This is a genomic window from Bombilactobacillus sp. ESL1197, from assembly GCF_058107145.1.
Genome location: NZ_JBYLTY010000001.1, coordinates 52864 through 78552 on the forward strand (window position 1 = coordinate 52864; position 25689 = coordinate 78552).

Sequence of the window (25689 nt, forward strand, 5' to 3'; positions counted from 1 at the left end):
CATCTTTTCACCCCAGTTTATTTCACCACAATCTTGCCGTGAAACATTTGCATCCCACAGGAGTACTCAAATTCCCCAGCTTGATCAGTATTAATGGGAATCGTCACCGTTTGATCTTGTGGTAAATGTTGCTTAATACCCCAATCACTAAAAATCACTTCTTCTAAACAGCTGGACGGATCTTTACGAACAAATTCCAACTGTGCTGGTAAATCTTTTTGTAAAGTGACTACTTCGGGTTGGAAGCCGCCGTCGACCTTAATTTTAGCAACCTGGGTCTGTCCCTTAATTTGTGCCGTTTCTTTAGACGTGGTTCTTTGCGCAAAGAACCACCAACTAATTAAACCAATTAAACCTACGACGATGATTGTAATGATTACTTGTAGCATAACTTGCACCTCCAACTTTAATTTACAAATGTAATATAGCACTAAAAACTACAATTGTAAATTTTTAAAACTAGTCATTTGCTCATTGTTCAATCCTATTATTTTCCCCCCACTTCTCACTGACAATTCATACTCCGGCTTAATTAAACTTTCGTTTAGTGCTAAAATGAGTTGGATACTCAGATCAAAGCATGCGAGGTTAATTATATGATTAAAGCAACGCCGATGACTGATAATTTAAATATTATTGTTACCAAAAATTTAACACTGGATGACCGTAAGCAACTCCAAGAATTTTACCAAATCAAACCGGATATTATTAATTACGTCACCGACTTAGATGAAAATCCCAATTACGACTATGATCCGTTATATCATACGCAATTAATTATTATCCAAATTCCCAAATTGTTAGAAGCCAAAGATTTACAATACACGACTCAACCGGTTGGTTTGTTATTATTCCGCGAAAATTTGTTTACTTTTAATCCAGACAATAGTATTTATTTCGATCAGGTAATTCAGCAAGTTGTTAATAACCGACCCCAATTAGAACCCCAACAATTAATTTTAAATATTATTTTAAAGTTGATGGATAGCTTCGTGCCGATCATTCATAAAATTACCCAAAAAAGAAATCAATTGGCACATACCTTACGCCAAAAGATTAAAAACAGTGACTTAATCGCGTTATCTTTCTTGCAACAAACCTTAAGTTTATTCTATAGTGGCATTTCCTTAGACGTCAGTGTGATTAAACGCTTGCCTCAGACCCAATTTGTCAAGCACATCAATGAAACCAAAGCCGTCAATGCTGCTTTAATTGATGCCTTAGTTGAAGGTCAACAGGTGCAACAAATGGTGGAAACCGAATTGGGCGTTGTCGAACAAATCTCGAGCACTTTTAATGTCATTGCCAACAACAACCTGAACAGCACCATGAAACTATTAACCGTCTGGTCACTGACCTTAACGATCCCTACGGTAGTTACCGGCTTTTACGGGATGAACGTTGAATTACCTTTTGCCAAATTACATAGTGCTTGGTTACTAATCATTGGCATTATCATCTTGTTGTCACTCTTATTGTTACTGTTATTAAAACAACACAAAAAATTATAAGCTGTGCGCACAATTGCTGGCTAAAAGCCCTTCATAACAAGCAAAAAGGAAATGTTCTGGTAAATTTTGAACAAATTTACGAACATTTCCTTTTTTTATCTTGCTCTTGAGTGAATAGGTAACTCTCAACTAAAATTTTTTAATTGTCCAAATTATCGCCTGTTGTGCCATGACGAATGCCATAGCCTAAATAAATGATCACGCCAATCGCAAACCAGATTAGAGAAGCAATCCAAGTAATTAGTTTTAGTTTGGTCATCAAGTACAGGCACAGTAATAACGAAATAATAGGCAAAATAGGATACAAAGGTACCTTAAAGCCATCATTATGAATATCCTTGCGTTTTCTTAACGGAATAATACCAATGGAAACAAAGGAGAAGGCAATTAAGGTTCCAATGTTCACTAACTCAGCTAAATGGTTCAAATCAACCACGCCACCCATTACCGCAATAATAATCGTGACTACTAGTAAACTATGATTGGGTAAATGATGTTCGTTCACATCACCTAAAAAGCGTGGCAATAAACCATCGCGCCCGATAGCGTAAACTAACCGGGAGCTACTATAAATCATGGTCACCATCATCGTAAACATACCAGCCATCGCGCCAATGGAGATAATGCCAGCTACCCCGTTCAAGTGGAAAAATTGTAAAGCAAAAGCCACAGGATCCGCCACATTTAACTTGGTGTAAGGTAACATTCCTGTTAGAACGGTCGAGACGGCCATGTATAAAATTGTGGCCACAATCAAAGTCCCGATAATCCCAATCGGCAAATTACGCTGCGGATTTTTCACTTCTGGTGCTGAGGACGAGACTGCATCAAAACCTAGATAAGCAAAGAAGACAGTGGAAGCTCCCGCCAAGACACCGTTAGTGCCAAATGGTAAAAATGGTGTCCAGTTCTTAGGCTTAACATAAAAACAACCCACAACAACAAACAGAATAATAATGGCAATTTTGATAACCACCATCCAATCGTTAATCTTCATGGACGTTTGCATTCCGTGCGATAACATCAAAGCAATGAGGACAACCACAATCATGGCTACTAAATTGAAATAAGTTCCTTGACTCGGATTATAAGCACCCGAAATGGCTTTCGGCAAATGAATATTAAAACCACTCAAGAAGGAATTGAAGTACGCTGAAAAACCAACTGAAACCGTCGCAACTGCTAACATGTATTCCAAAATTAACGCCCAGCCAATTACCCAACCGATAAATTGGCCAAAGACAATATTGCCATATGAATAAGCACTACCAGCCACTGGCAGTGATGAAGCAAACTCCGCATAGCACATCGCGGCGGTCGCACAAACAATCGCGGCCAATAAAAAACTCAAAATTACTCCCGGACCGCTCAGCGTTGCGGCAACTGTCCCCGGCATAATAAAGATGCCCGTGCCAATTACCGCCCCAATTCCTAACGCCATTAAATCTTTAGCCGTCATGGTTTTTTGGAATTGTTGATCAGACTCGAGATATTGCTGTACATCTGCTTTTTGGGTCATTTTTTTCCAAATTGACATTTTCACCATTTCCCTTTAATCAAAAATTAATTTTTAGAATAAATTAAATTGTCTGGTCTGTCAAATTTCATTTTTGCTTGGCGGCTAAATTTGATAGGCACCAAAATAAAAGCTTAATTAGTCGACAGACCTAAGCACCCATTATACCAGTTTTTAAAATTAACTATTTTGAAATTGCGTGGTGCTAAATTTATGATTCTAAAAATTACTAGTGCTTATTTTAAATTAAAATAAAATGAGAGCAAGTCTTGACAGTTTGTTCAAAATATATTAAATTAAGTTTATTCCAACAGTTAGGAGTTTTGACCATGAAGTCATTTACTTATCAACAGTTGAATACTTGGTATTATAACTTTCGTTTCTTTAGGTAGTGTTTGCAATCTCCAATACTGGCGAGTGCAAACACTGAACTGTTCGCACCCGCGAGAAATGAAGGCTTATTTGAGATTAGCCCATCAGGCCTTGCAGGTAAAATTGAAACTGCTAGGCCGATATCAAAATTAAATTGAAATTTTTTGAGTCTAGCAGTGAGATAACAACTGCTAGGCTTTTTATTTAGCATTATTAAGAGAGGAATGAATCCTAATGGACATGACAGACTATTTAAATCACAATTTGGCCCAGGTGAAACCATCTGCTATTTTAGCTTTTTCCACCTTTGCACAAAAAATTCCCAACATCACTAATTTTACGGTAGGTGAACCGGATTTTGATACTCCGGAACATATTAAGCAAGCGGCCATTGACAGTATCAACGATAATCGTAGCCACTATGCCCCGTCTAACGGTACCAAGGAACTACAACAAGCTGCGGTTAACTTCTTAGCTACTAAATACCAACAACACTTTGAACCGGGTGAAATTATTATTACCGAAGGAGCTACCGAAGCCATTTATACAGCTATTGTTTCTGTACTAAATCCTGGCGAACAAGTGATCATTCCCACACCGACTTTTCCGCTCTACATTGCCGATGTCACCATTGCTGGCGGACAACCAGTCCTCGTTAATACTGCTGCAACTGGCTTTAAGTTAACTCCGGATTTATTACGCCAAACTTTAGCACAAAATCACAACGTGCGCATGCTCGTCTTAAATTCACCGGCGAACCCTTCCGGTGTAACTTATAGCCAAGAAGAACTACACGCTTTAGCGGAAGTTCTGAAAGATCAACCAATTTTTGTCTTGTCTGATGAGATTTACAGCGAACTAAATTATGATCACGAGCACGCTTCGATCGTCAATGAATTGCCACAGCAAACGATCCTAATTACGGGGGTTTCGAAGTCCCATGCCATGACCGGCTGGCGGATTGGCATCATGGCTGCGCCGCAAAAAATCACTGATGAATTGAGCAAGATCCATCAGTTCACAATTACGACGACTGCTACCGTCACACAAGACGCCGCTTACGAAGCCTTGTCTAACGGTTTGGATGACGCTTTAGCTATGAAGGTTGAGTATCAAAAACGCCGGGACTACTTAATTGAGCACTTACAACAATTAGGTTTCACTTGCGCACAACCGAATGGAGCATTTTATGTCTTTACCAAGATTGCGCCCGATCTTAATCAAGACGATGAAGCCTTTGCTTATGATCTGGCTCAAAATGGACTCGTAGCTGCGGTACCCGGCTCTTATTTTGGTCCTGGTGGTGAACATTACTTACGCTTCAGCTATGCAACAAGCTTAGACACCATCAAAGCGGGTATGCAAAACTTAACTAACTATGTACAACAACAACGACAAGCTAAAGGAGAAAACTAATGAAAATTTTATTATTGAGTGTTCGTGACGATGAAAAAAAGGCAATTAACAATTGGCAAGAACGCCATCCAGAAGTCCAAGTGACAATGTCTGATCAAGAACTCCATCCGGAGACGATTGACTTAGTGAAAGATTATGATGGTTTAGTTATTCAACAACGCAGTCCCATTGAATCCAGTGTTTATCCCGCTTTGAAGGCCGCGGGCCTTCAGCAAATCACTACCCGCACCGCTGGCGTTGATGTCATTGATTTAGCATTAGCTAAACAAAATGGCCTTCAAGTCAGCAACGTTCCTGCTTATTCGCCCCGCTCCGTCGCTGAGCTAACGCTCGCCCATACTTTACGTTTAATTCGGAAGCAAGAGTTGGTTGATCAACGAGTTGCTCAACAAGATTACCGCTGGGCCGGTCTACAAGGAACAGAGATTCACACTTTAACCATCGGAATTATTGGTGCCGGTCGGATTGGTGGCACGTCCGCAAAATTATTTAATTTGCTGGGCGCTCAGGTGATTGCTTATGATACCAAACCTAATCATGAGTTGGATTCGATTTTAACTTTCAAAACGAAAACAGAAGTACTGCAAGAAGCCGATGTATTATGCTTACATGTGGACTTAAACCCCACCTCCGAGGACTTGATTGATGCTCCCGAGCTCAAATTAATGAAACCGACGGCCTATTTAATCAATGAATGCCGTGGACCAGTCGTTGACAACGATGCTTTGATTGCTGCTCTACAAGAAAAGCGCTTAGCAGGTGCTGCTTTGGATGCTGTTTCTGGTGAAGAAAAATTCTTTAACTTTGATTTACGTAACAAACCATTACCAAGCAAACAATTAGAAATCTTGCAGGCCATGGATAATGTCATTATCACCCCTCACGTGGGTTTTTACACTAATGTAGCGGTCCAAAACATGGTGGATATTAGCCTAGACGATACTTTACAGCTCATTAGTACTGGCACATGTGAACACCTCATCAAGTGATAAGGCAATCCTATTAGATATAGTTTGAGTCACATAAAAAAGGTTCATCCAAATTTGGACGAACCTTTTTTAAAATTTCTATCTGCTCATTAATCCTTTTTATTGTACAAAAAAAGTCACATCCAGCAAAATGAAAGTGACTTCGCAACAGTCCCCGCAAAAAATGCTAGAGATATTGTAGATTTTTCTTCCTATCCTTCTAAACTTAATAATTATTTTTTGTCAACAATCTACTAATTTTTGTCTCAGCTTCTATTAATATAGTAGATTTAATTTAATTTGGGCACATAATTCCAACTACCATCAGCCGCATTAATCACTAGCCACGTATAGCCTTCAGCACTGACGGTTTTAAAATAATGCACCGTTTCGCCAGGATTATAATGACCTAAAATCTTGCTTTGCAAACTCGGCGTTAGATGAATACTCGATAAAGTCTGCACCACATAGATTTGCAAAACATTCGTATCTGCCGTTGGTTCAGGTAACAATAAATAGCAGAGATTCCCCGAAGCACTGCGATATTCTAACCACCAATGATCATTTTGATAAAATTTGCGTTGATATTTAATCAGCGTATGTTCCGGCAATTGACCAATCGTATCCGCCTGCGAATTGGGTTGATCATAAACTGGGATCGCTTTTAAAATATGGTATTCGCCGCTAGTATTAATGATGCGTTTCGATGCAATTAATAAGTAACGCAAATCTTTTGACGCGGAACGATAAGCTAACCAATCACCCGCACTATTCGTGAGTTGTTTTTCATAATGAATGACTTTGCCTGCCGCTAGCGTTCCAATTTTTTTGGCCGTAATTTCGGGCTGATCGTAGACAATCGTCTTCTTTAATAAAGTATAGGCGTGACGTGGTGGTTCATGTTGCACTGGTGTTTGATTAGCTGCTGCTTGACTGGGGATTAATACATAACACTTTTGCCCCCGGGGATTGTAATAAACCAGCCAAGTTTGGCCGGCAATTTGTTCCGTATTAACATAATTAATTGTTTCACCAGCCGCGTACTCACCTACAATCATGCCATCTTCATCAGGTTGCAAGCGAATCGGAGTAACTTGATTGACCGTATAATTACGTGGAACAGCTGCTGTTTCGTTTTGAGGTTGTTGTAAATAATGATACCAATACTGAGCTTGTGTCCCACGTTGCAGTTGCAAAGTAGGCGCTACTCCCCGATAGCTCTTTGCAAAAACCTCCGCTAAAACTTCTGGTTTGGCAGTACTTTGAATATATTGCACCCCTGTCATTTCATAAATGGTTGATGGTTGAAAATGTTGACTGATTTGTAATTCGTAATTTAAAAAGGCACACTGCCCTACAACCGTTTGATAATCCAAGTGCTGGTGCTGACACCAACCCGCTAGTTCCGCTAATTTGGTCCACTGCAACAAACCATAACCTTGATTTTGCAGATTAACTTGCAACTGGCTGACAACAGACATATTGCCTAATACTCCCGCAATCGCCTGTTCACTCCAATCCTTAGCTAATAATTCTTGCCGCACTGTCCGTGCAGTTTTAATTTGAAAGGGCTGATAATCAGCACTATAAACCAAACTGGACATGCGGTAAATACTCTGAGCTGTTACCAATTCTGAGGCATTGTCAGAAGTAGAACTGGTATCAGGGTGATCGTTGGCAGCCGCTGCTTGTTCAGGAGTTAATTTAGGTAAAATGGAAGTTTGAAAATGACGCTTAGAAAAATGCGATGAATTTTTTTTCTTCATTAAATTAAGTTCCTTCAATTAAATTCCTACAAAATAATGAAAGCTCTAGATTTATTTTAATACAAAACAGCAGAAATTGCTGTGCAGTTAAAACAAATAATTAATTATCTAACTAGCAATCATTTCAGCAATCCAAGTTTTAAACTTATTTTGACCAATCAAAATCCTAACTGAAACTAATGCACTTCGTTATACTCAACTTATGACAATAATAATTGAGAGGAATGTGGCCCCATGCAACAACACAAATTAGGATTTTTCAGTATTGTTTTACTTGGCGTTAATGGCATCATTGGTTCTGGAATTTTTCTACTGCCACAACAAATCGCTCATTTGGTCGGCAATGGTAGCTTTTTAGTCATTATTTTTGACGCCTTTTTAGTCATCAGTCTTGCCCTTTGTTTCGCCCAAGCGGCGACTTACTTTCATGAAGATGGCGGCGCTTATTTGTATGCCAAAAGTGCCTTTGGCAATTTTGTGGGGTTTGAAGTCGGCTTTATGACTTGGGCCATTTGCATTATTGCTCAAGCAACTATGGGTGCTGCTTTAGCCACCGAACTTCAAGCAATCTTTCCCACTATTTTGCACCCAAAGATTATTGTTACCCTCCTGATTATCTCTTTAGCTTTATTAAACATTGGCGGTGTGAAAGTTTCCAAAATGTTGATTAATTGTAGTTCATTAGCTAAATTAATCCCCTTAATCCTTTTTATTGTCGTGGGTAGCTTTTTTATCCACGGGACTAATTTGCACACTCAATGGCCCGCTTCACAAAAGCTCATGCAAAATTTTGCGCCAGCAGCAGTGACCATGTTTTATGCCTGTACCGGCTTTGAAAGTATGGTCTTAGCTGCTGGAGAGATGCAGCACGTCCAAAAGAATTTACCGCGGGCTATTATCGTCGTGATCGGTTGCGTTACTAGTATTTATTTACTCATTCAAATCGTGGCTACGGGCATTTTGGGAGCTCAATTATCCCAAGTTGCCGTACCGCTACAACAAGCTGCACACCAAGTTACCGGTTCGTGGGGACAAGCCGTAATGGCTAGTGGGACTTTGCTGTCTATGCTCGGGGTTCTAATCACTTCGAGTTTTGTCACACCGCGCGCGGCCGTTGCTTTAGCAGCTGATGGTAGCCTGCCACATTGGTTAAATTGGCGCAACCATCACCAAGCGCCAGTGTTGGCCATCATAATTGGCACTGCCTTGACTTTAATCATTACTTGGCAAGGATCATTCAACTTGTTGGCACAAATTAGTGCCGTTTCGCGTTTTGCTCAATATCTGCCAACTTGTCTGGCCGTTTTAGTTTTTGCTAAAACCAAAACCTTAACCGCCCAACAGTTTAAATTAAAAGGTGGACCCTTTATTCCTCTATTGGCTATTGGCGTTAGCTGCTGGTTACTAACGCAAGTTCCCCACCACCAACTATTGTTAGGCTTAGGTGCATTACTCTTAGGCGTTCCCCTTTATGTCGGCATGAAAATTTACCGTCATTGGCAAGTACGAACTAAATCATAATTTTAACCATAAAAAAAGAAAGCGGCTGGGACACAAATCGTTTAATTAACTAATGTTCACCCTGAACATTAATTTTAGTGTCCCTACCTCTTTCTTGACCGTTCAATTTAATTACGCACTACTTTATGATACAAAGCGGCGCCCAGATACAAGATAGTTTCAATAGTAGTAATAAAAAAGGTCACCGGTAAATTGGTCCAATAACCGAGCATTAAACCCAACCACGTTCCCATTAAGGCTAAAACAATGCTTATCATGATTAAACTGTGTACCGACTTGCCAAAGAATTGCGCCGTTGCTGCTGGCAAAGTTAATAATGCAAAGACTAACAGTGAGCCGACAATTTGCGACACAATACTAATCGTTAACGACATCATCACCAAAAAAACTAAATTAATTAACCAACTCAGTCGCACACTATTTTGAGCCCCGACTGGATCAAAGGCATCAAATTTTAACCGTCGATAAATCAACAATAAAACAACACATTCGATAATGGCAATGAGTAAAATTTGGTGTACATCATGCGTACTGATGCCCACAATACTACCAAATAAAATATTGGTGGCATAAGAAGAGCTGGCTTTGGAAATCGACAAAAACAAAACTCCTAGACCCATAAAAAAAGCGGAAATCAAACTAATAATGGTGCCCTTCAAGGCCTTGGTTTTATTAAAGCAACCCGCAATCAGTGCACTCAAAACTGTAAAACAGAGCATGCCATTTAAAGGACTCCAATTGAGCCATAAGCCAAAACTAGCCCCCGAAAAACCAATTTCAGACATCGTGTGCGTTAAGAAAGATAATTTTTTGGCAGTCACAAAAACGCCAATAATCCCACATAATAATGAAATGATGGTGGCGACGATAAACGCATTTTGCATAAATTCATACTGAAACATTCTAATCACGTCCTTGTAATTCTAAGCGTTTAGCTTGACCGTAATGCTGTAGTAATTCCGGATCATGAGTAATAAAGATAACGGTCGTGCCTTGGTGATTCAATTCTTCAACTACATCCATTACTTCAAACTTAGCTTGTTGATCTAAACTCGCCGTGGGTTCATCCAGAATTAGTAATTGCGGTTGATCCACAATTGCTTGAGCTAAATAAGCGCGTTGCTTCTCACCACCGGACATTTGTCCCATCCGTAATGTTTGCTTTTTCAGTAAATGCACCCGTGTTAAAGCAGTCTGCACTTGGCCCTTTTCCTGAGTAGTCAACCACGGACGCAAAGAATGACTGAGCTTTAAGGTAACAAAATCCTTAGCTGCTAAAGGGTAATCTTCATCCAAATTACGAAATTGCGGAACATAACCAATTTGGTTTAAACTAATACGTTCAATTAACTGTCCTTTAGTTGGCAATAATTGTTTTAAAATCACGCGTAATAAGGTGGTTTTGCCCGAACCATTCGGACCAGTAATACAAAAAAAATCTCCTTGCGTAATCGCAAAAGATAGATTTTGAAAAACAATTTTTTGTTCAAACTGAACACTTAGTTGATCTGCTTGAATCAAAACTTTATTCATGTGCTTGCGCCTCAATTTTTTGAACTTGACGATATTGCCGCTGCATCCACTCTTGGTAAGTTAAATGCGCTGGCTGAGTTTCAGTAACTTTAACAATCGGAACATGATGTTTCTGCGCTAATTGAACTAAATTATCAACCACCGTATTGGTTGTTTGTTGATTAACAACAAAAAAAGCAATTTTGTGTTCGGTAATTAACCGCTGTAACTCTTGCACAGCTTGAGGAGTCGGATCAGAACCTTCTTCAATGGCTTTAGCAAACTGTTTATTAGCTACTTGATAGCCCATTTGGTGTAACGAGTAATTAAAGACGGGTTCACTGACCGCCACTAACTTTTTAGTGCGTTGTGCTTTAATTTGGTGTAACTGGGTTTGTAGAGGTGCTAAGGTTTTTAAATAGCGGGTTTGATTGCGCTCAAAATCGTGACGGTATTGTGGTAATTGGTGACTCAACTTTTTGGTTAATACCACGGACGTTTGTGCTAAAGCCTGCGGGTCATACCAAATGTGCGGATTAGCTCCGAGCGACTTGTGCATCACTTGCCCCACATTAATGGCTTGCACTTGCTGGTTATCTACCAATAATTTATCCATCCAACTGTCATAGCCTAAGCCATTATACACGGCAATTTTTGCTTGACTGGCAGTTTTAGCATCCTGCGTTGTCGGTTCAAAATCGTGCGGATCAGCATTGGGATTAGTAATTAACGATTGAACCTTGGCATGGGAACCAGCAATTTGTCGAGCTAACTGAGCATAAGTCGGCGTAGAAGTAACAATCTGCAGTTTTTGCTGTGTCGCTTGCGGCTGTGAATCTAGCTTTTGACAACCAGTAACGATGAACAAAGTCAAAACCAAAATCAGCCACAACCATCGCCGTTGTTGAACCTTCATCAAAGTAATTCCTCCACTACATAAATTAGCATTAGCTAAATAGTAATAATTACTTTTTAGATTGTATCATACTTTATTTTAGTCGTCTAACCAATAACATAGTAATATTTTATTGCGAGTATTTTTCAACAATAACGATCATAATCCATTAAATAATAGTTTTGATAATTATCCCTTCTACCATAAAGAACTATTCTTTCGTAGCTGTATGCTATAATTAAAGCGTTTGAGAAAGCCACTACATAATTTTGAGCAACATAATTATTATCTAGGAGTAATTCAATGGAACCATTACAACTAGCTTTTCAAATTCTACAAGACAATCATCTCAAACTCACCAAGCAACGCCGCAGCTTATTAGAATATTTAGTTCAACACAGCAATTACTACATTTCCTTAGCCCAATTAGATCAACACTTACGGGCAACTTTTCCAAAAATGAGTCATGAAACCATTTATCGTAATGTCAAAGAAATGCAAAACTTGGCGATCGTTGAAACTAAAATGTTCACCAATGGCTTGCGCGTGAAATTCCAGTGTGACTTCACTACCAAAGAACATAGCCACTTCATTTGCCAAATTTGTGGTCGCGCTTATGAAATTCCCTTACCCGATTTTGAAGTAGCTTTACAGCAATTAAAAAATGCCCAAATTGACTCCTTTCATGTTGAAGTCTTGGGCATTTGTGAAAAGTGTCAGCACCAAAAACTTTAGTACTGCACTCAGATTACTAACTAATTAACCGCAACTATTTAGCCAAAGCTTGCAGAACTTTGATCAGGCGTTGCACACCTTGTTCTAACGTGGCTCTGGAAGTAGCAAAATTCAAGCGAATAAACAGCCCATCAGCGTCAGTTAAACCAAACTCACTGTTCGTTTGGACACCAACGCCACCTTGATCTAAAGCTTGTTGTAATTCTTGTTCAGAAACCTTTAAATAACTGACATCAATCCAAGATAAATAAGTGGCTTGACTGCGCGTTACCTTAGCTGGCGTTTGTTCTTCAATTTGCGTCGTCAAAAACTGTAAATTGGCTGCTAAATAACGCAATAACTCACTCAACCAGTCTTGACCGTTCGTATAAGCAGCTTTTAAAGCGGGCAAAGCAAACGCTGTTGGTAAATCCGGATTCGAAGCATACGCTGCTACTTGTTGCATTGCTGTTTGATAAGCTTCATTTGTAGTGTAGTAATAGGCAAATTGTAAACCTGCCAAGTTAAACGTTTTGGAAGGTGACTTAAAAGTAATAATGTGATCTTGATATTCAGGACAAACTGTAGCCAATGGCGCATAATGATTGCCGGGTAAAATCAAATCACTATGAATATCATCAGATAAAATAATCACGTGGTACTTCTGACAAATTTGGACAAAATTTTTCAATTCCGCCGTTGTCCAGACCCGCCCGGTTGGATTATGCGGATTACATAAAATCGCCATTTTGACCTGGTTAGCTTTGATCTTATCTTCAAAATCCGCCCAGTCAATTTGATAGCCCTGCATAGTCTTTTTCAAAGGATTAGTGATTAATCGGCGTTTGCTCTCCTCCACTGCAATTTTAAAGTGACCGTACAACGGCGTTTGCGTAATAATCGCATCACCTTCGTTAGTTAAACCGCGAATGGCCAGCGACAATCCATTGACTACGCCAGCACTATAGCCTAAATTATCTGGATCAATCTGCCAATTGTTTTGTTGTTGCAACCACTGCGCAATTACCTGGGGAATATCCGTCATGTTTGGTTCCACATTGTAACCATAAATTCCTTGCGCGGCTTGTTTTTGAATTGCTTCAACCACGGCCTTGGGTGATTGAAAGTCCATATCTGCAATCCACATGGGAATTACATCGGGATTATCGTAGACATCTTTTGCACCGTCCCACTTAATACTATACGTATTTTTACGTTGATTAACTTGGTCAAAGTTCATATTAATTACTCCTTTTTCTCAACATTATATGATTAATTTTACTACAAAGATTAGACCATTTTAAAAAAATGAATTGCTTAAGTCAACATTCATCAATAATTATTACATTATTTTATTTTTAATAGCTATTTTTCATCCTAGTCAATCAAGTGTCCGCTTGAATGGCTATTTATTTTTGTTCGATTTTAAACTATCATTAAAAATGATTAACGTTGCTAGTTATTTTTTAACAATAAAGGAGAAAACATTGCGTTCCAATAATAAAATTTTAGGAACTTTATATGGTCAAGCGATCGGTGATGCTCTAGGCATGCCTACTGAACTCTGGACGCAACAACAAATCCAGGCCACTTTCCCTAATGGAATTAGTGATTTTGTTGCCGGCCCTGCCAACAACGACATTGCCAAATATTTTCAACGCGGGCAATACACCGATGACACTAACCAAGCCTTAGTTATTTTAGAATCTTTGATTCAAACTAATTGGCAACCCGAGACGGACAATTTAGTCCAACATCTTTTAGCCTGGGCAAAAGATGTTAATGCTTGGGAAAATAATATTCTCGGACCTAGTAGTAAAGCTGCCTTAACTTTAGCGCTACATCATCAACCTACAGCTTCTGTGACCGCCACCGCTTTGACCAACGGTGCCGCCATGCGAATTGCGCCGATTGGTACTTTATTTACCCCTGATCAGCAAAATGATTTGGTGCAACTGGTTGTGCAAGTTACTCAGGTTACCCATTCGAGTGATGTTGCTTATAGTGGTGCGTGCTTAATTGCTGGTGCCGTCAGTGCGGCCATGGTCTACACTGATTGGGAACAAATTGTTGATTTTGCGTTGCAAACTAGCGCGTTAGGGTTTCAGCAAGGAGCTCCGACTTGGGCGGCAAACATCAACCAGCGTGTTAAATTAGCCATACACTTAGCCCAACAATTTCAGCAACAACCACAGCAATTTCGCCAAGCAATCTATGAAGTGCTGGGAACCGGCACGATGCTCTCGGAAAGTGTGCCGGCAGCGTTTGCCATTGCTTATTATTGGCGTGATGTTCAAAAGTGTGCACTCTTCTGTGCTAATTTAGGGGGCGACACCGATACCATTGGTGCCATGGCCACCGCCATTTGTGGCGCTTATCAAGGAGTTGAGGCAATTCCTCCTAACTGGCTTCAACTGATTGATCAACAAAATCCCCAGCATAATTTGCAGAGCATTGCACAAGCAATTAACCAGTTTCGCCAATAAGGAGTAAATCATGACTAAACAAGAACAAATTATTATTCCAAAAAAAGAACGTACCTTGAAACCACTAGCTTTATTTTATAATTGGTTTGCCGCTAACATTGGTATTATGGGATTCGTTTATGGTGCCATTATTGTTAGCTACCATTTGTCAATGTTTCAAGCCGTCTTAGCCGCTTTAATTGGTTCTCTGTCCTTTATTTTTCCGGGTTTTATCGCCATGATTGGGCAAAAAAATGGTATCACGACTTTTAAACTGAGCCGCGCACCGTTTGGTATTAATGGCAATAAAATTCCTAATATCGTAGCGTGGATTAACATGGTCGGTTGGCTCGCCGTTAATATTATTACCGGAACTTTATTATTCGTTGCCATGTTGCAGACTTTGCACTTACCCAAAAATCCCGTCACCATTTTGATTTGTCTGTTGATTTTCACCAGTTTAATTGTCTTATCCGGCTTTTTAAAAGAAGACCTATTAGCCAAAATTCAAACGTGGCTAAGTTGGATTTTTGGAATTTTAACCTTTGTAATTTTTATTTTCTTCTTATTAAAAACCAATTGGCAAACTGCCTGGTCTATGCATCATGGTTCTTGGATCAAAGGTTGGTTGCCTGCAGTCAGCATCATTGCTGCGGGTTCGGGCATTTCTTGGTCTATGGCTGCTGCTGATTGGGGCGCTTACGTCCAACCGCAAACCAATTTGCATAAAACTTTTTGGTCGACGACCCTTGGCGGTGCTTTGCCATTGTTTGTGTTAATGATTGGTGGGATTTTCTTAAGCACTAGTGCCCCAACTTTGGCTAATAGTAGCGATCCTTACCAAGTGATGTACAGCGTCTTACCAACTTGGATGGGTGTCTTATACTTCTTGATTGCCGCTGGCGGTTTAGTGCCCCAGTGTATGGTTTCTTTTCGCTCCGCACGGATTAATCTGCAAACCTTTGGCATTAATCTCAAACAATCGAGTTCCTTAATTGTTCATAGTTTGCTCGTTTTTGGAATTGCTATTTATGTTTTATTCTTTTCTGCTGGCTTCTTAAGTAACTTCGAACTTTTCTTAAATTTCTTAGGTATTTGTTTAGTAACTTGGTTGGCCGTCTTTTTAAGTGACTTTTTGTTTAAACGCCAACACGGCTATGACCTCAAGTTGATTCAAACTCAAACTGCTCCCAAATATCGCTGGTTTAATATTCTAACGTGGTTAATTGCTACTGTAAGCGGATTGTTATTTACTAATAATGCTGTTTGGCAGGGACCCTTTGCTTACGGTATTTTTAAAAATAATAGCCTAGGTGTCTTTGTGGCCGCCTTAGTAGCCTTAATCTTAATCGCCATTGAACAGATCTTCAACCAGGGAGGAAAACAAAATGCAGCCTAAAGTCTTAGTTATCGGCGCTGCCTTAGTGGATTTGCTGACCCAAGTATCTAGTTTACCGACTTCCGGCAGCGATATCGGCGCTAGTTCGCCTCAGACCACGGTCGGGGGATGTGCGCTCAATGTTTACAGTGCTTTACAACAGCAACAAATTGCCAGTGACTTACTCGTGCCGCTTGGTCAAGGACCATTTGCCCAAATTATTCAACAGCAATTTCAGCAATGGCACATCGAGCCTTTGTTAGCGCAAGGACACCAAGACAACGGCTGGGATTTATGTTTAGTTGAGCCTAATGGAGAACGGAGCTTTTTAACTTTCGCTGGGATTGAATTACAATGGCAAGCAGATTGGTTTCAGGCTTGCGATTGGGCCAGTTACCAATATATCTATCTTAGTGGCTATGAGTTAGAAAATTCATCTTGTGCCCAGCTAATTTTGCACCAATTACAGACCCATGCCCCGCACACACCAATTTTATTTGATACCTCGCCACGCATTGGCACCATTGAACAAGCTACTTTACAAAAACTCTGGCAATTGCCAACTATGGTTCACGCTAATCAAGTTGAATTACAAACCTTGGCGCCCCAAACCACCGATCTCCAGCAACAATTAGCGACTATTTTTGCTGTCACCCAACAGCCCGTTATCGTAACGTTAGGCGCCCGTGGGTGCGTCATTTACGATGGTCAAACTTATCAAAGCGTTCCTGCTCCAAAAATTAAAACTATCCAAAATACCAGCGGCGCTGGTGATGCTCATTGTGGCGGCCTCTTAGCTGGTTTAATGCAGCAAAAATCGTGGTCTAATACTTTACAGCAAGCTAACCAAGTTGCAGGCACTATTGTTCAAAAACTAAACAGTAATTTTTATTAACCAGCTGCGAGCAAAATCGAGTAAAAGCTGAGTACTAACCTAGATTAGACTTTGAAGTTTGCTTTTTAACTTAAAAGTCTAATTGTAGTTAAACGCAAGCTTTTGTGTTGCGAGCGTAATTATAACCAGCTGCGAGCAAAACCGAATACTAACTGCAACTCATGAAACTAGTCAAACACAAATTTATATTATAAAATTAATGAAAAATGTTTAAATATTGAGGGTTATTATTCTATGTTCAATCACAAAACCAGAAAACTGCTACTCGGCATTGTCATTCTAGCAATTATTGCGCGCCTATCATCATCAACCTCGCCCGCGGACAAGCTTTTCCACATGCCAATAGTACGGCTGTAGAGTCCATCGCCACGATTGGTGATGCCGCTGCTGTGATTTCCGCTTTAGTCTTTGGTAAATTGTTAGACCGCTGGACTTTTAAACAAATTGCTTTAATTAGTGTTAGCATTTTAACGTTGGGCGGCTTATTACCGCTTCTTTTTCATCAATCAGTCAATCAATTATTGCTTTGGGGCTTTTTAGCAGGGCTAGGAACCGGCGGGATCACGACTATCTTACCTAGTTTACAAGCCTATACCTTCCAAGGTGAGCAACTCGCCACCATGCTCGGCAGCGTTGTGGCCTTAGAAAATGGTTCATCAATGGTGATGGTCTTCTTTAGTGGGCTGTTAGCAAGCCACAACTGGCTACACGCTTACTATCTTTTCTTTTTAGCAGCAATGGCTTTAATTATTATTAGTTTTGTCGTACCTAATAAACGTCCAGATCAAAAAGCAGACACAGACGAAAACACTCAAGTTACTCAAACTAAGTTTGGCTCAATTATCTATTATTTGATTGTGGCCAGCGTCATGATTGCGTTAGAAGCCGTGCTCTATAATAAAAATGCTGTTTATATTCAACATTTCCATTTAGGAACACCCGCTTTAACGGGCCGGATTATGATGTTGGATGGCTTGGCTGCTATTGTGATGGGTCTTGTTATCCGTTGGGTACGCCAATTATTTAAACAATATCTTTTAGTGGCCAATTTCTTTCTAGTCGCCCTCGGCGGTTTTTTATTACTAAGACTGCACACCACCACTAGCATTGCCATTGCCACCTTTTTAATTGGAAGTGGCAGTGCCCTTACCTTAATGACAGTTCCTTATCTACTCTCTGGCTTAGCCACCGCCAAACATTATCCCCTAGTCATGGGCTGTTTTTCCGCGATTACCAGTCTTGGATTTTCCGGATCCGCTTTATTTTTCAACAATTTAGTTCCTAAATTTAGTCCCAACTTACTAACCGGAACTTACCAATTACAAATTATCATCGCGTTAGTAATGGGCGTCATTATTTTTCTACGCACCTTTTTTCAACAACGGTTAAAAAATTAATTTTACAATCAAGAGTTTTCGTGTCATGATTAAAGTATGTAATTAGAGGAGGATGAGATATTTGGCACAGCCATATAGTGAAAAAGCGGTTGCTGCATTTTTACAATTTTACGTACATCACTTTCAGGATGATGATTTAGAGGTTATTTCTCAATATGATGTCGATCATCATGTCACTGAATTAAATGCTTTTATTGCTCATGATCGCAGCTTTCGAATGAAAGATATTGTTCCAGTTTTAATCAAACAACATTCAGATATTATCAACGCCTTGTTGGAAGACTTGTTAAAGAATGCTGGACTAGAGATGGAACAACTCAATACACCACAATTGTGGGAAAATTGGTATCGTGAAGAAAAAGCTAAAATCAAGGAACCAGAACGTTAAACATAGCTTAAATAAAAAAACTGTCAGTGAACGCCGTAAAAAGTGTTCACTGACAGTTTTTTTTAATGAGAACTATTCCAAAGTTGCCACGACAGCTCCTGCATTGACTGTTTGCAGGTCATTCACTTGAAGTTGTTCTTCTTTTAAATTAGTAAAGATAACAATGACACTCGGATTTTTCTGCTGCTGTTGAATCATGGCCAAATCCATCTGTGCTAAAGCTGTGCCTGCTGTCACACTTTGGCCGGCTTGCACCTTAATCTCAAAAGGGGCACCATTTAATTCGACCGTATCAATCCCTAAATGTAATAAAACTTCATGATCTTGCTGATCCTTTAGAGTAATCGCGTGCTTCGTAGGAAAAATGGATACAATGGTACCATTAACGGGCGCGACTACTTGACCGTCGCTAGGAATCACCGCATAACCTTGCCCCATCATGCCACTTGAGAAGACTCCGTCCTTCAAAGCAGCTAAAGTAATTAATTGCCCATTGGCCGGTGCGACTATTTCATCTGCTACTCTTTTTTTCTTTTTCAAGCCAAACATCTTAAAACCTCCCGTCGATAAATTTCTTAATCCGCGATAAAGCCGTTTTGATTTGAGAGCGCGGCATTGCTAAATTAATCCGTGTAAAGTCTTGACCGTCACCGACAAAGTCCGTCCCCGCTTCTAAGATAACGCCTTGTTGCGTAGCCAACTCTTGCGTAAACTCTGCACCACTAATTCCCAAATCGCTAACTTTGACCCACAAGAGATATGATGATTCCATAGGAATCAATTGTAGCCGCTGATCTGTTAACATTTGTTGGGCTAATTCATAATTCTGTGAAACATAATCGACCATCGCGCGCCGCCAATCGTTCCCCGTTTGATAACCGGCAACAATAGCTGTAATTCCGAAAATATTCGGTGACGTAATCGAATTTTTTTGATAGTTAGCGCGCAAATGTGCACGTAATTGTGGATTAGGAATAATTGAATATGATGTTTTTAAGCCACCTAGATTAAAGACTTTATTCGGCGAAGTCAAAAAGATTAAATTTTGTAAATACTTGTCCGGTAAACTCAACGCTGAAGTGTGGTGACCATTATTTAAAATGTGTTCACTATGAACTTCATCGCTGACCATAATTACTTGATTATCCAAGCACAGTTGGGCCACGCGTTCAATTTCTTGTGGCGACCAGATCCGCCCGGAAGGATTATGCGGATTACAGAAAAATAATAAATGTGGTTGTTGAACCTGTAATTGGTGCTCTAAGTCATCCCAAGCAATTTCATAGCGATTATTTTTTAAAATTAACGGACTCATTCCAACCGGCACGTGATTATCGCGAGCGCAGCGGCCAAAAGGACCGTAAGTGGGTGTCAAAGTCATCACACCATGTTGGGCGTCACAAAATTGTTGCACTAAATTATACATCGTCGCCACACTACCATAGCCTAACGTAATCCAGGCTGGATCGACAAAGACTTGGTGTTGCTGTTGTTGCCATTGTACTACGGTTTGATAAAATTCCGGATACGTGTACGTATAACCAAAGGTTCCCCGCTGACTAGCTTTCATGAAAGCATCTAAAATTCCTTGGGGGGAACGAAAGTCCATATCAGCAATCCACATGGGAATAAAATCGTCCGGAATAGGACCAAATTCGTGTTCAATAATCGTCCGATCCCACTTGCGACATTTTTCATCATGACGATCAATAATTTCATCAAAGTTATACTCCATCAGCTTGTGTAGTTTCTCCTTTACCGATTGATTGCTCTTTTAATACCGCATCAAATTGTTTACGCACTGTGGCAATTTGGGTGCCAATAATCACTTGCACATTTTGTTTATCTAAAATCATAACTCCTAACGCGCCAGCTGCTTTCAATTGTTCTTCATTCACTAAATCCGTATCCTGAACAATCAAACGTAAGCGGGTCACGCAGTTATCGACGTTCACAATATTAGCGGCACCACCAACACCTGCCAAAATTTGTGGCACATCGAATTGCTCACCTGAATCCTCTGTATCTGTTGCACTAGCGTGCTTTTCACGACCAGGAGTCTTTAAGTTATACTTTTCAATGGCCCATTTGAAAACAAAGTAGTAAATGGCAAACCAAACCACTCCGACAATTGGGACAATCCACCAACGAGTAGCGGGTCCTTGCAAGACACCAAAGATCAACCAATCTAAAATACCACCATCAGTATTGCCAATCCCAACATTTAATAAGGCCATCACCATATAACCTAAACCAGACATAATACTATGGAAAATATACAAAGCTGGTGAAATAAATAAGAATAAGAACTCAATTGGTTCCGTAATTCCCGTTACAAACGAAGCAATCACTCCCGAAATCAACAAGCCTTTAACTTTCTTCCGATTTTCAGGGAAGGACGTTTTATAAATCGCTAATGCGACTGCTGGTAAAGCAAACATCATCGTGGGCATATAACCTTGCGATAAGAAGGCGGTCGCATGGTGGCTAATCGGCAAGCCGTGTTGCAATTCCTGATAAAAGATATTTAACGCTCCGACAACGTGATGACCGGCCACCACTGCGGTCCCACCAGCTTGAGTAAAACGAATCATCGCTAACAAAATATGATGCAAACCTAGCGGAATCAATAACCGTAAACAAGTACCATAGATAAATGGTCCAAAGACACCGGCTTTTTGAATCAGCCAACCTAAGCTGTTAATAGCTGTTGAAAAGATCGGCCAAATCATGGGAATTACTAAGCCCACTAAAGCCATAACCAAGGCTGTCATAATCGGTACAAAACGCGTGCCACTAAAGAATGCAAACGAATCTGGTAACTGCGTTTGGTAAAAATGAATATGAATAACATACACAATTAAACCGACAATAATTCCACCTAAAACACCCATTTCAATAGTTTGAATCCCAAAGGTGTTCGATTGACCGGCAGCTTGCATTTTGCTGACAGGAACTAGTTGATGGGTAACTTTTAAATAAAAGTTAATGGACATATTCATCACAAAATAGCCCACAAATCCTGCAAAAGCAGCAATACCTTTTTCTTCACGGGCTAAACCTAACGGAATCGCCATCGCAAACATAATTGGTAAATAAGTAAAGGCAAAACCACCAATTGTCGACATAAACTGAAAGATCAAGTGAATTGGTGTGATCTTTAAAAATGGTAATAATTTAAGCATACTCGGGCTGGAAAAGGCACTCCCAATTCCTAATAACAAGCCCATAAATGCCAATAACGAAACTGGTAACATGAAAGTTTTACCTAAACCTTGGAAAAACTCCCAAGCAGTAACTTTTTTCTTTGGTTCTTCTTGTTCCGACATCTCGTTACTCCTTCTCTTTTTTTGAATACGATTACAGAATAAAACAAATTTACTGGCGAAAATAGCCCTTTCAAGGATAATGTCGGAATTTACATTTTTTGTAAATGGTTACAATTTTAACAATAAAAAACGAACGACCTAGTAAATCTGGTAACTACAAACAATATTGGTAAATATACTCATCAATAATTAACTCCACTAACCGTAAAAGTGGAATGCGCGTCGACAAATCCAAATCTTGATAATAAATGTTCGGAACTGGCAGCTCAAAAGCTTCGGTGACTTTCCCCGCCAAAGAACTCTGAACATTGCCAATAATGCCAACCGTATTAACCAACCGTTGCTGTAAAATTCCCGCACAACGCCCCATCACCGCGGTTTCTCCGGAACAAGAGATCAAAAATACCAAATCGCTAGGATCAATCGTGGAGACCACCCGATCAATCTCATCCCATTCGGAACGACTCGAAGAATTTTTACCTGCAAACATTAAGCGCCGCGCACCATCCACTGCCACCGTATAAGACGGTCCCAATCCTAAAAATTCAATATGGTGCGCTTGATTAATTAATTGCGTCACCCGCTTTAACTGTAATAAATCTAAGTCTTCGCGCCCAATCAGAGGAATTGCACCCGAATGCTTTAAAAAATCCCTTTTGGTGATTTGCTCTGCCTGCTCGCCTTCCAACGCTTTACGCAAATAAAACTTAAATTCCGTTAAATTTTGATAGCCTAATTTTTTGATCGTCCGACTAACTGTTGCTGTCGATACATAAGTTTGCCGCGCAATTTGGGCAATATCCTGCTTTAAAAATTCAGGTGCCGCGCGTTTCAGATAGTCAAACACTTGCCGTTCTGCGGTACTTAAAGTTGCACTTTGCCGTTCAATATTTTTAAAAAATAAAGTCATCGCTGTCTCCCTTTGACCATTGTAAAAAAATTCACTTGTTTATTATAAAGATTTTGAGCTTTAACTGCAGCAAAATCAATTATTTTATCACTAAAAAAGTCTTCATCATAATCAGTAAGTTCCTAACTATGATGAAGACTTAACAATGATACGAAAATTAATTAATTACTACTCATTACCTGTTAAGACAGCAAAAGCTTCTTCAGGATCAGATTTTTGTGCGACGGCTATAAACTCTTCAAAGCTATTAAAAGTTCGAATTTTTTGATGACTCAGCAGATGAATATAACAATCAGCTTCTACCAAGTGTTGCAAATCATGCGTAGTAACAATTACTAATTTCTGAGGATCTTGAGCTAAAGTTAAAAGTTGATCGTTGATTTGTCTATTAGCTACTGGATCCACGCCGCTTGTAGGTTCATCAAGTAGAAAAACATTCTTTTGTAAAAAACTTTCCAAAAAGATTAACAACCAGCGCTTTTCTCCCACAGACATAGATCCTAATTTACGATTCATTAAACCAGAATATAACTTTTTAAAGTGCGGGCTTAATTGATTAACTTCAATCTTTTGATAGCCAGTAGCAATCCCAAAAATAAATTGCTTTAAATCATTACCATTTAAGGAACCAAAGAAGATTGGATTTTGCGTTTGATAAACAATTTCGTTAGTCTTTATCGATGACACAATTGTTCCATTATCAACTTTTTGAACACCACTGATCAGGTCAAACAACGTGCTCTTTCCGGAACCGTTATACCCAATTAAATAATTAATTTTTCCAGGCAAAAATTGACAATCACAGTTTTTGAAGATTGTATGATCCTGATAACTAAATGAAATATTATCCAAAACAATTTTCATGTCCACACACTCCTAATTTCTAGATGTTAAGGAATTGATTCTAACTTTAGCACTGGCCACATAACCAATGAAAAAATAAATGATAAATAAAACAAAAATCGACAATACTTGATATAGGTTAATCACATGTGGAGTTTTAAACAAATTAAGTATGACAACAATAACTTGTGTTACATAATCAGCTGGATTCATGCCAAAAAGTAACTCTCCCCAAAAGGAACCCGTATCTTGACGAACAGCCGATAACCAGATTAACCCTAGTAGTATTAAATTAGCCAAGATGCTACTTGTATTCACGCGCATTGGAAAAATGGTTAGCAATACGCTAAATAACATGACTGGTATGGCCGAACAAATATAAATCAATGTATAGATCAAAATAATCATAATTATTTTGTTAAAATTAAATATTGCCATAAAAATTCCAAACATCAAGACACACAAATATCCAAAAATAAATTCACTCACTAGTAGGCCATAGACTGGAAATTTGCGATTTCCTCCAGATATCATCGTGACAGTTTTTAAAAAACCACTTTCGCGAAAACTAATTATTTGTAATGCAATTCCATTGATAGCTACTGAAACAATCATATATGCTAGATAATCACTGGTTGAAGCTAACAATTTAATTATGGAAATACCTCCTATAGATAATCGTCGAAAGTTAGAAAAAATATATAAAGCAGTTGGTAATAACAAAGTATATATAAGTGGTATTTTTTCAGACCAAATAATTTTATTAAAGGTTTTAGCATAATTAAGAATAATTTTCATGTTGTTTAACCTCACGGAAAAGGAATTGACTTGCCCATGTTAGGAAAGTCTTGTATTCCAAACACATTAGCTATCTTATATTTATGTGGATCAATTATTTGAGTATTCATGTGTGGAAAAGCATCAGGGGAAAAAACTTTAACTATTCTTAGGTTAGTTTGACTAATAGCAGGAGGTATTGAAAGAGCATAATAATCTATAGGAACTTTTTGTATAACTTTTTTTAAATTAATCAAATTGCTGTTTTGACATTTTTCAGGATAATAGTTCGTAATATCTCCCTCCAAAAAAGTATATTTTTGAATAAATTCTTTAGAAGTTTGATTTAAAAAATTTCTCTTATATAACTCTTGTTCATTTAAATTGGGGTTGTTTTGGTACAATAAAATAGATTCATAGCTTTGACAAAATTCATCCAATGCACCTTTTAAAGCCTCACTAAAAGATAGGTTTGCATCCAAGCCTATAGAAAATGAATCTTTATTACCTCCTATTATTAAAATAACAAAAATATCGCTATACAAAGAAATATCATAGACTTTAAAGTAAGAAAAAATACTACTGAACCTTTTAATTAAATGCCTACTTTCAGGATAATTATTTAATAAATTTATAGGGTACTCTCTTCCCCTTTTTTTAGATAACCAAGTCAATATTAAAGACTGTCTCTCCACAAACTCCAAAATAGCAGCATAAAGTGCTAATTCAGAATTAGTATGCGAAGCAACGCCACACGAATCAGTAAATATTTTCTTATATCCATTTAATCCTCTTAGTGAATAATTCATATATACTTCAGCTGGATTAACATTTAACACACTGTCATCAAATAACGAAAAAGCAGGTATTTTAGAAATTTTTGAATTAATATTGTAAAACATGGACAATCTTTCATTATATTCTCCAAAGCATGCCATTACTGCATTTTTTTTATTAAACGTTGCAGAGTTACCAGTTGCGTTCTTTATCTTTAAGGGTAATATCGAAGTATGACAAAAGTTTGTTTCTAAGAATTTTTTATCCTCAAAAGATATATTTTGTATCAAAAATGAACTATCTATATTTGCATTATTATTTTTTATATACATGATAATA

The 25689-nt window shown here is 38.9% G+C and carries 24 protein-coding genes; 10 read left to right on the top strand and 14 right to left on the bottom strand.

The genetic code is table 11. The features are described from left to right. Window positions 1–17: 17 nt before the first annotated feature. Entirely contained in the window at window positions 18–389 is a 372-nt protein-coding gene (locus AC3B6B_RS00130) for a cupredoxin domain-containing protein (protein ID WP_489756690.1), read from the bottom strand. 207 nt (window positions 390–596) lie between these two features. On the opposite strand from AC3B6B_RS00130, the gene AC3B6B_RS00135 reads away from it, so the two are divergent. After that, window positions 597–1511: a magnesium transporter CorA family protein gene (locus AC3B6B_RS00135; protein ID WP_489756691.1), complete on the top strand. Its 915-nt coding sequence runs from the start codon at window positions 597–599 to the stop codon at window positions 1509–1511. 139 nt (window positions 1512–1650) lie between these two features. Here AC3B6B_RS00135 and AC3B6B_RS00140 read toward each other — a convergent pair whose 3' ends face one another. After that, window positions 1651–3048 (bottom strand): amino acid permease, encoded by a 1398-nt coding sequence (locus tag AC3B6B_RS00140; protein WP_489756692.1) that lies wholly within the window; start codon window positions 3046–3048, stop codon window positions 1651–1653. Between the two features lie 585 nt (window positions 3049–3633). On the opposite strand from AC3B6B_RS00140, the gene AC3B6B_RS00145 reads away from it, so the two are divergent. Together AC3B6B_RS00145 and AC3B6B_RS00150 are read left to right on the top strand one after the other, a co-directional pair. Then, the gene (locus tag AC3B6B_RS00145; protein ID WP_489756693.1) at window positions 3634–4815 is read left to right on the top strand and encodes an aminotransferase class I/II-fold pyridoxal phosphate-dependent enzyme; all 1182 of its coding nucleotides are present in this window, start codon (window positions 3634–3636) and stop codon (window positions 4813–4815) included. Then, entirely contained in the window at window positions 4815–5804 is a 990-nt protein-coding gene (locus tag AC3B6B_RS00150; RefSeq protein WP_489756694.1) for a D-2-hydroxyacid dehydrogenase, read from the top strand. Before AC3B6B_RS00145 ends, AC3B6B_RS00150 begins: the two co-directional genes overlap by 1 nt. A 269-nt stretch (window positions 5805–6073) precedes the next feature. Here AC3B6B_RS00150 and AC3B6B_RS00155 read toward each other — a convergent pair whose 3' ends face one another. Then, the gene (locus tag AC3B6B_RS00155) at window positions 6074–7549 is read right to left on the bottom strand and encodes a phage tail tip lysozyme (protein WP_489756695.1); all 1476 of its coding nucleotides are present in this window, start codon (window positions 7547–7549) and stop codon (window positions 6074–6076) included. 234 nt (window positions 7550–7783) lie between these two features. On the opposite strand from AC3B6B_RS00155, the gene AC3B6B_RS00160 reads away from it, so the two are divergent. Then, entirely contained in the window at window positions 7784–9070 is a 1287-nt protein-coding gene (locus AC3B6B_RS00160) for an APC family permease (protein WP_489756696.1), read from the top strand. 107 nt (window positions 9071–9177) lie between these two features. Here AC3B6B_RS00160 and AC3B6B_RS00165 read toward each other — a convergent pair whose 3' ends face one another. The 3 genes from AC3B6B_RS00165 to AC3B6B_RS00175 are packed head-to-tail and all read right to left on the bottom strand — an operon-like array spanning window position 9178 to window position 11498. Continuing rightward, window positions 9178–9972 carry a metal ABC transporter permease gene (locus AC3B6B_RS00165; protein WP_489756697.1) on the bottom strand — a complete coding sequence of 265 codons (795 nt, stop codon included), beginning with the start codon at window positions 9970–9972 and terminating at the stop codon, window positions 9178–9180. A gap of 1 nt (window position 9973) precedes the next feature. Further along, complete coding sequence (locus tag AC3B6B_RS00170; protein ID WP_489756698.1) at window positions 9974–10603, bottom strand: metal ABC transporter ATP-binding protein; 630 nt, start codon at window positions 10601–10603, stop codon at window positions 9974–9976. Further along, the gene (locus AC3B6B_RS00175; protein ID WP_489756699.1) at window positions 10596–11498 is read right to left on the bottom strand and encodes a metal ABC transporter solute-binding protein, Zn/Mn family; all 903 of its coding nucleotides are present in this window, start codon (window positions 11496–11498) and stop codon (window positions 10596–10598) included. Before AC3B6B_RS00175 ends, AC3B6B_RS00170 begins: the two co-directional genes overlap by 8 nt. A gap of 282 nt (window positions 11499–11780) precedes the next feature. On the opposite strand from AC3B6B_RS00175, the gene AC3B6B_RS00180 reads away from it, so the two are divergent. Beyond that, window positions 11781–12212 carry a Fur family transcriptional regulator gene (locus AC3B6B_RS00180; RefSeq protein ID WP_489756700.1) on the top strand — a complete coding sequence of 144 codons (432 nt, stop codon included), beginning with the start codon at window positions 11781–11783 and terminating at the stop codon, window positions 12210–12212. A gap of 34 nt (window positions 12213–12246) precedes the next feature. Here the strand turns inward: AC3B6B_RS00180 and AC3B6B_RS00185 are convergent, their stop codons facing one another. Further along, entirely contained in the window at window positions 12247–13431 is a 1185-nt protein-coding gene (locus tag AC3B6B_RS00185; protein WP_489756701.1) for a MalY/PatB family protein, read from the bottom strand. A 247-nt stretch (window positions 13432–13678) separates the two neighbouring features. Between AC3B6B_RS00185 and AC3B6B_RS00190 the strand changes: the two genes are divergently transcribed. The 5 genes from AC3B6B_RS00190 (at window position 13679) to AC3B6B_RS00210 (ending at window position 18714) form a co-directional block, all read left to right on the top strand. Then, window positions 13679–14677: an ADP-ribosylglycohydrolase family protein gene (locus AC3B6B_RS00190; RefSeq protein ID WP_489756702.1), complete on the top strand. Its 999-nt coding sequence runs from the start codon at window positions 13679–13681 to the stop codon at window positions 14675–14677. A 10-nt stretch (window positions 14678–14687) separates the two neighbouring features. Continuing rightward, window positions 14688–16055 carry a purine-cytosine permease family protein gene (locus tag AC3B6B_RS00195; RefSeq protein ID WP_489756703.1) on the top strand — a complete coding sequence of 456 codons (1368 nt, stop codon included), beginning with the start codon at window positions 14688–14690 and terminating at the stop codon, window positions 16053–16055. Continuing rightward, window positions 16045–16929: a PfkB family carbohydrate kinase gene (locus AC3B6B_RS00200; protein WP_489756704.1), complete on the top strand. Its 885-nt coding sequence runs from the start codon at window positions 16045–16047 to the stop codon at window positions 16927–16929. The genes AC3B6B_RS00195 and AC3B6B_RS00200 overlap by 11 nt, the downstream gene beginning before the upstream one ends. 305 nt (window positions 16930–17234) lie before the next feature. Next, on the top strand, window positions 17235–18326 hold the full coding sequence (locus tag AC3B6B_RS00205) for an MFS transporter (protein ID WP_489757687.1): 1092 nt from the start codon (window positions 17235–17237) through the stop codon (window positions 18324–18326). A 61-nt stretch (window positions 18327–18387) separates the two neighbouring features. After that, window positions 18388–18714 carry a hypothetical protein gene (locus AC3B6B_RS00210; RefSeq protein WP_489756705.1) on the top strand — a complete coding sequence of 109 codons (327 nt, stop codon included), beginning with the start codon at window positions 18388–18390 and terminating at the stop codon, window positions 18712–18714. 72 nt (window positions 18715–18786) lie between these two features. On the opposite strand, the gene AC3B6B_RS00215 is transcribed toward AC3B6B_RS00210, so the two are convergent. The 7 genes from AC3B6B_RS00215 to AC3B6B_RS00245 all read right to left on the bottom strand — a co-directional run bounded on the left by AC3B6B_RS00215 (window position 18787) and on the right by AC3B6B_RS00245 (window position 25682). Continuing rightward, window positions 18787–19263 carry a PTS sugar transporter subunit IIA gene (locus AC3B6B_RS00215; RefSeq protein WP_489756706.1) on the bottom strand — a complete coding sequence of 159 codons (477 nt, stop codon included), beginning with the start codon at window positions 19261–19263 and terminating at the stop codon, window positions 18787–18789. 1 nt (window position 19264) lies between these two features. Further along, a complete protein-coding gene (locus AC3B6B_RS00220) occupies window positions 19265–20449 on the bottom strand; it encodes a MalY/PatB family protein (RefSeq protein WP_489756707.1) in 1185 nt (394 codons plus the stop codon). After that, window positions 20439–22043 (bottom strand): maltose/glucose-specific PTS transporter subunit IIBC, encoded by a 1605-nt coding sequence (gene malX / locus AC3B6B_RS00225; RefSeq protein WP_489756708.1) that lies wholly within the window; start codon window positions 22041–22043, stop codon window positions 20439–20441. Before malX ends, AC3B6B_RS00220 begins: the two co-directional genes overlap by 11 nt. A 154-nt stretch (window positions 22044–22197) precedes the next feature. Further along, a complete protein-coding gene (locus AC3B6B_RS00230; protein ID WP_489756709.1) occupies window positions 22198–22953 on the bottom strand; it encodes a MurR/RpiR family transcriptional regulator in 756 nt (251 codons plus the stop codon). 168 nt (window positions 22954–23121) lie between these two features. Then, window positions 23122–23817, bottom strand: a complete 696-nt coding sequence (locus AC3B6B_RS00235) for an ATP-binding cassette domain-containing protein (RefSeq protein WP_489756710.1) — start codon at window positions 23815–23817, stop codon at window positions 23122–23124. 12 nt (window positions 23818–23829) lie between these two features. Next, window positions 23830–24594 carry a hypothetical protein gene (locus tag AC3B6B_RS00240; protein WP_489756711.1) on the bottom strand — a complete coding sequence of 255 codons (765 nt, stop codon included), beginning with the start codon at window positions 24592–24594 and terminating at the stop codon, window positions 23830–23832. 11 nt (window positions 24595–24605) lie between these two features. Beyond that, window positions 24606–25682, bottom strand: a complete 1077-nt coding sequence (locus AC3B6B_RS00245; protein ID WP_489756712.1) for a YcaO-like family protein — start codon at window positions 25680–25682, stop codon at window positions 24606–24608. Window positions 25683–25689 lie beyond the last annotated feature (7 nt).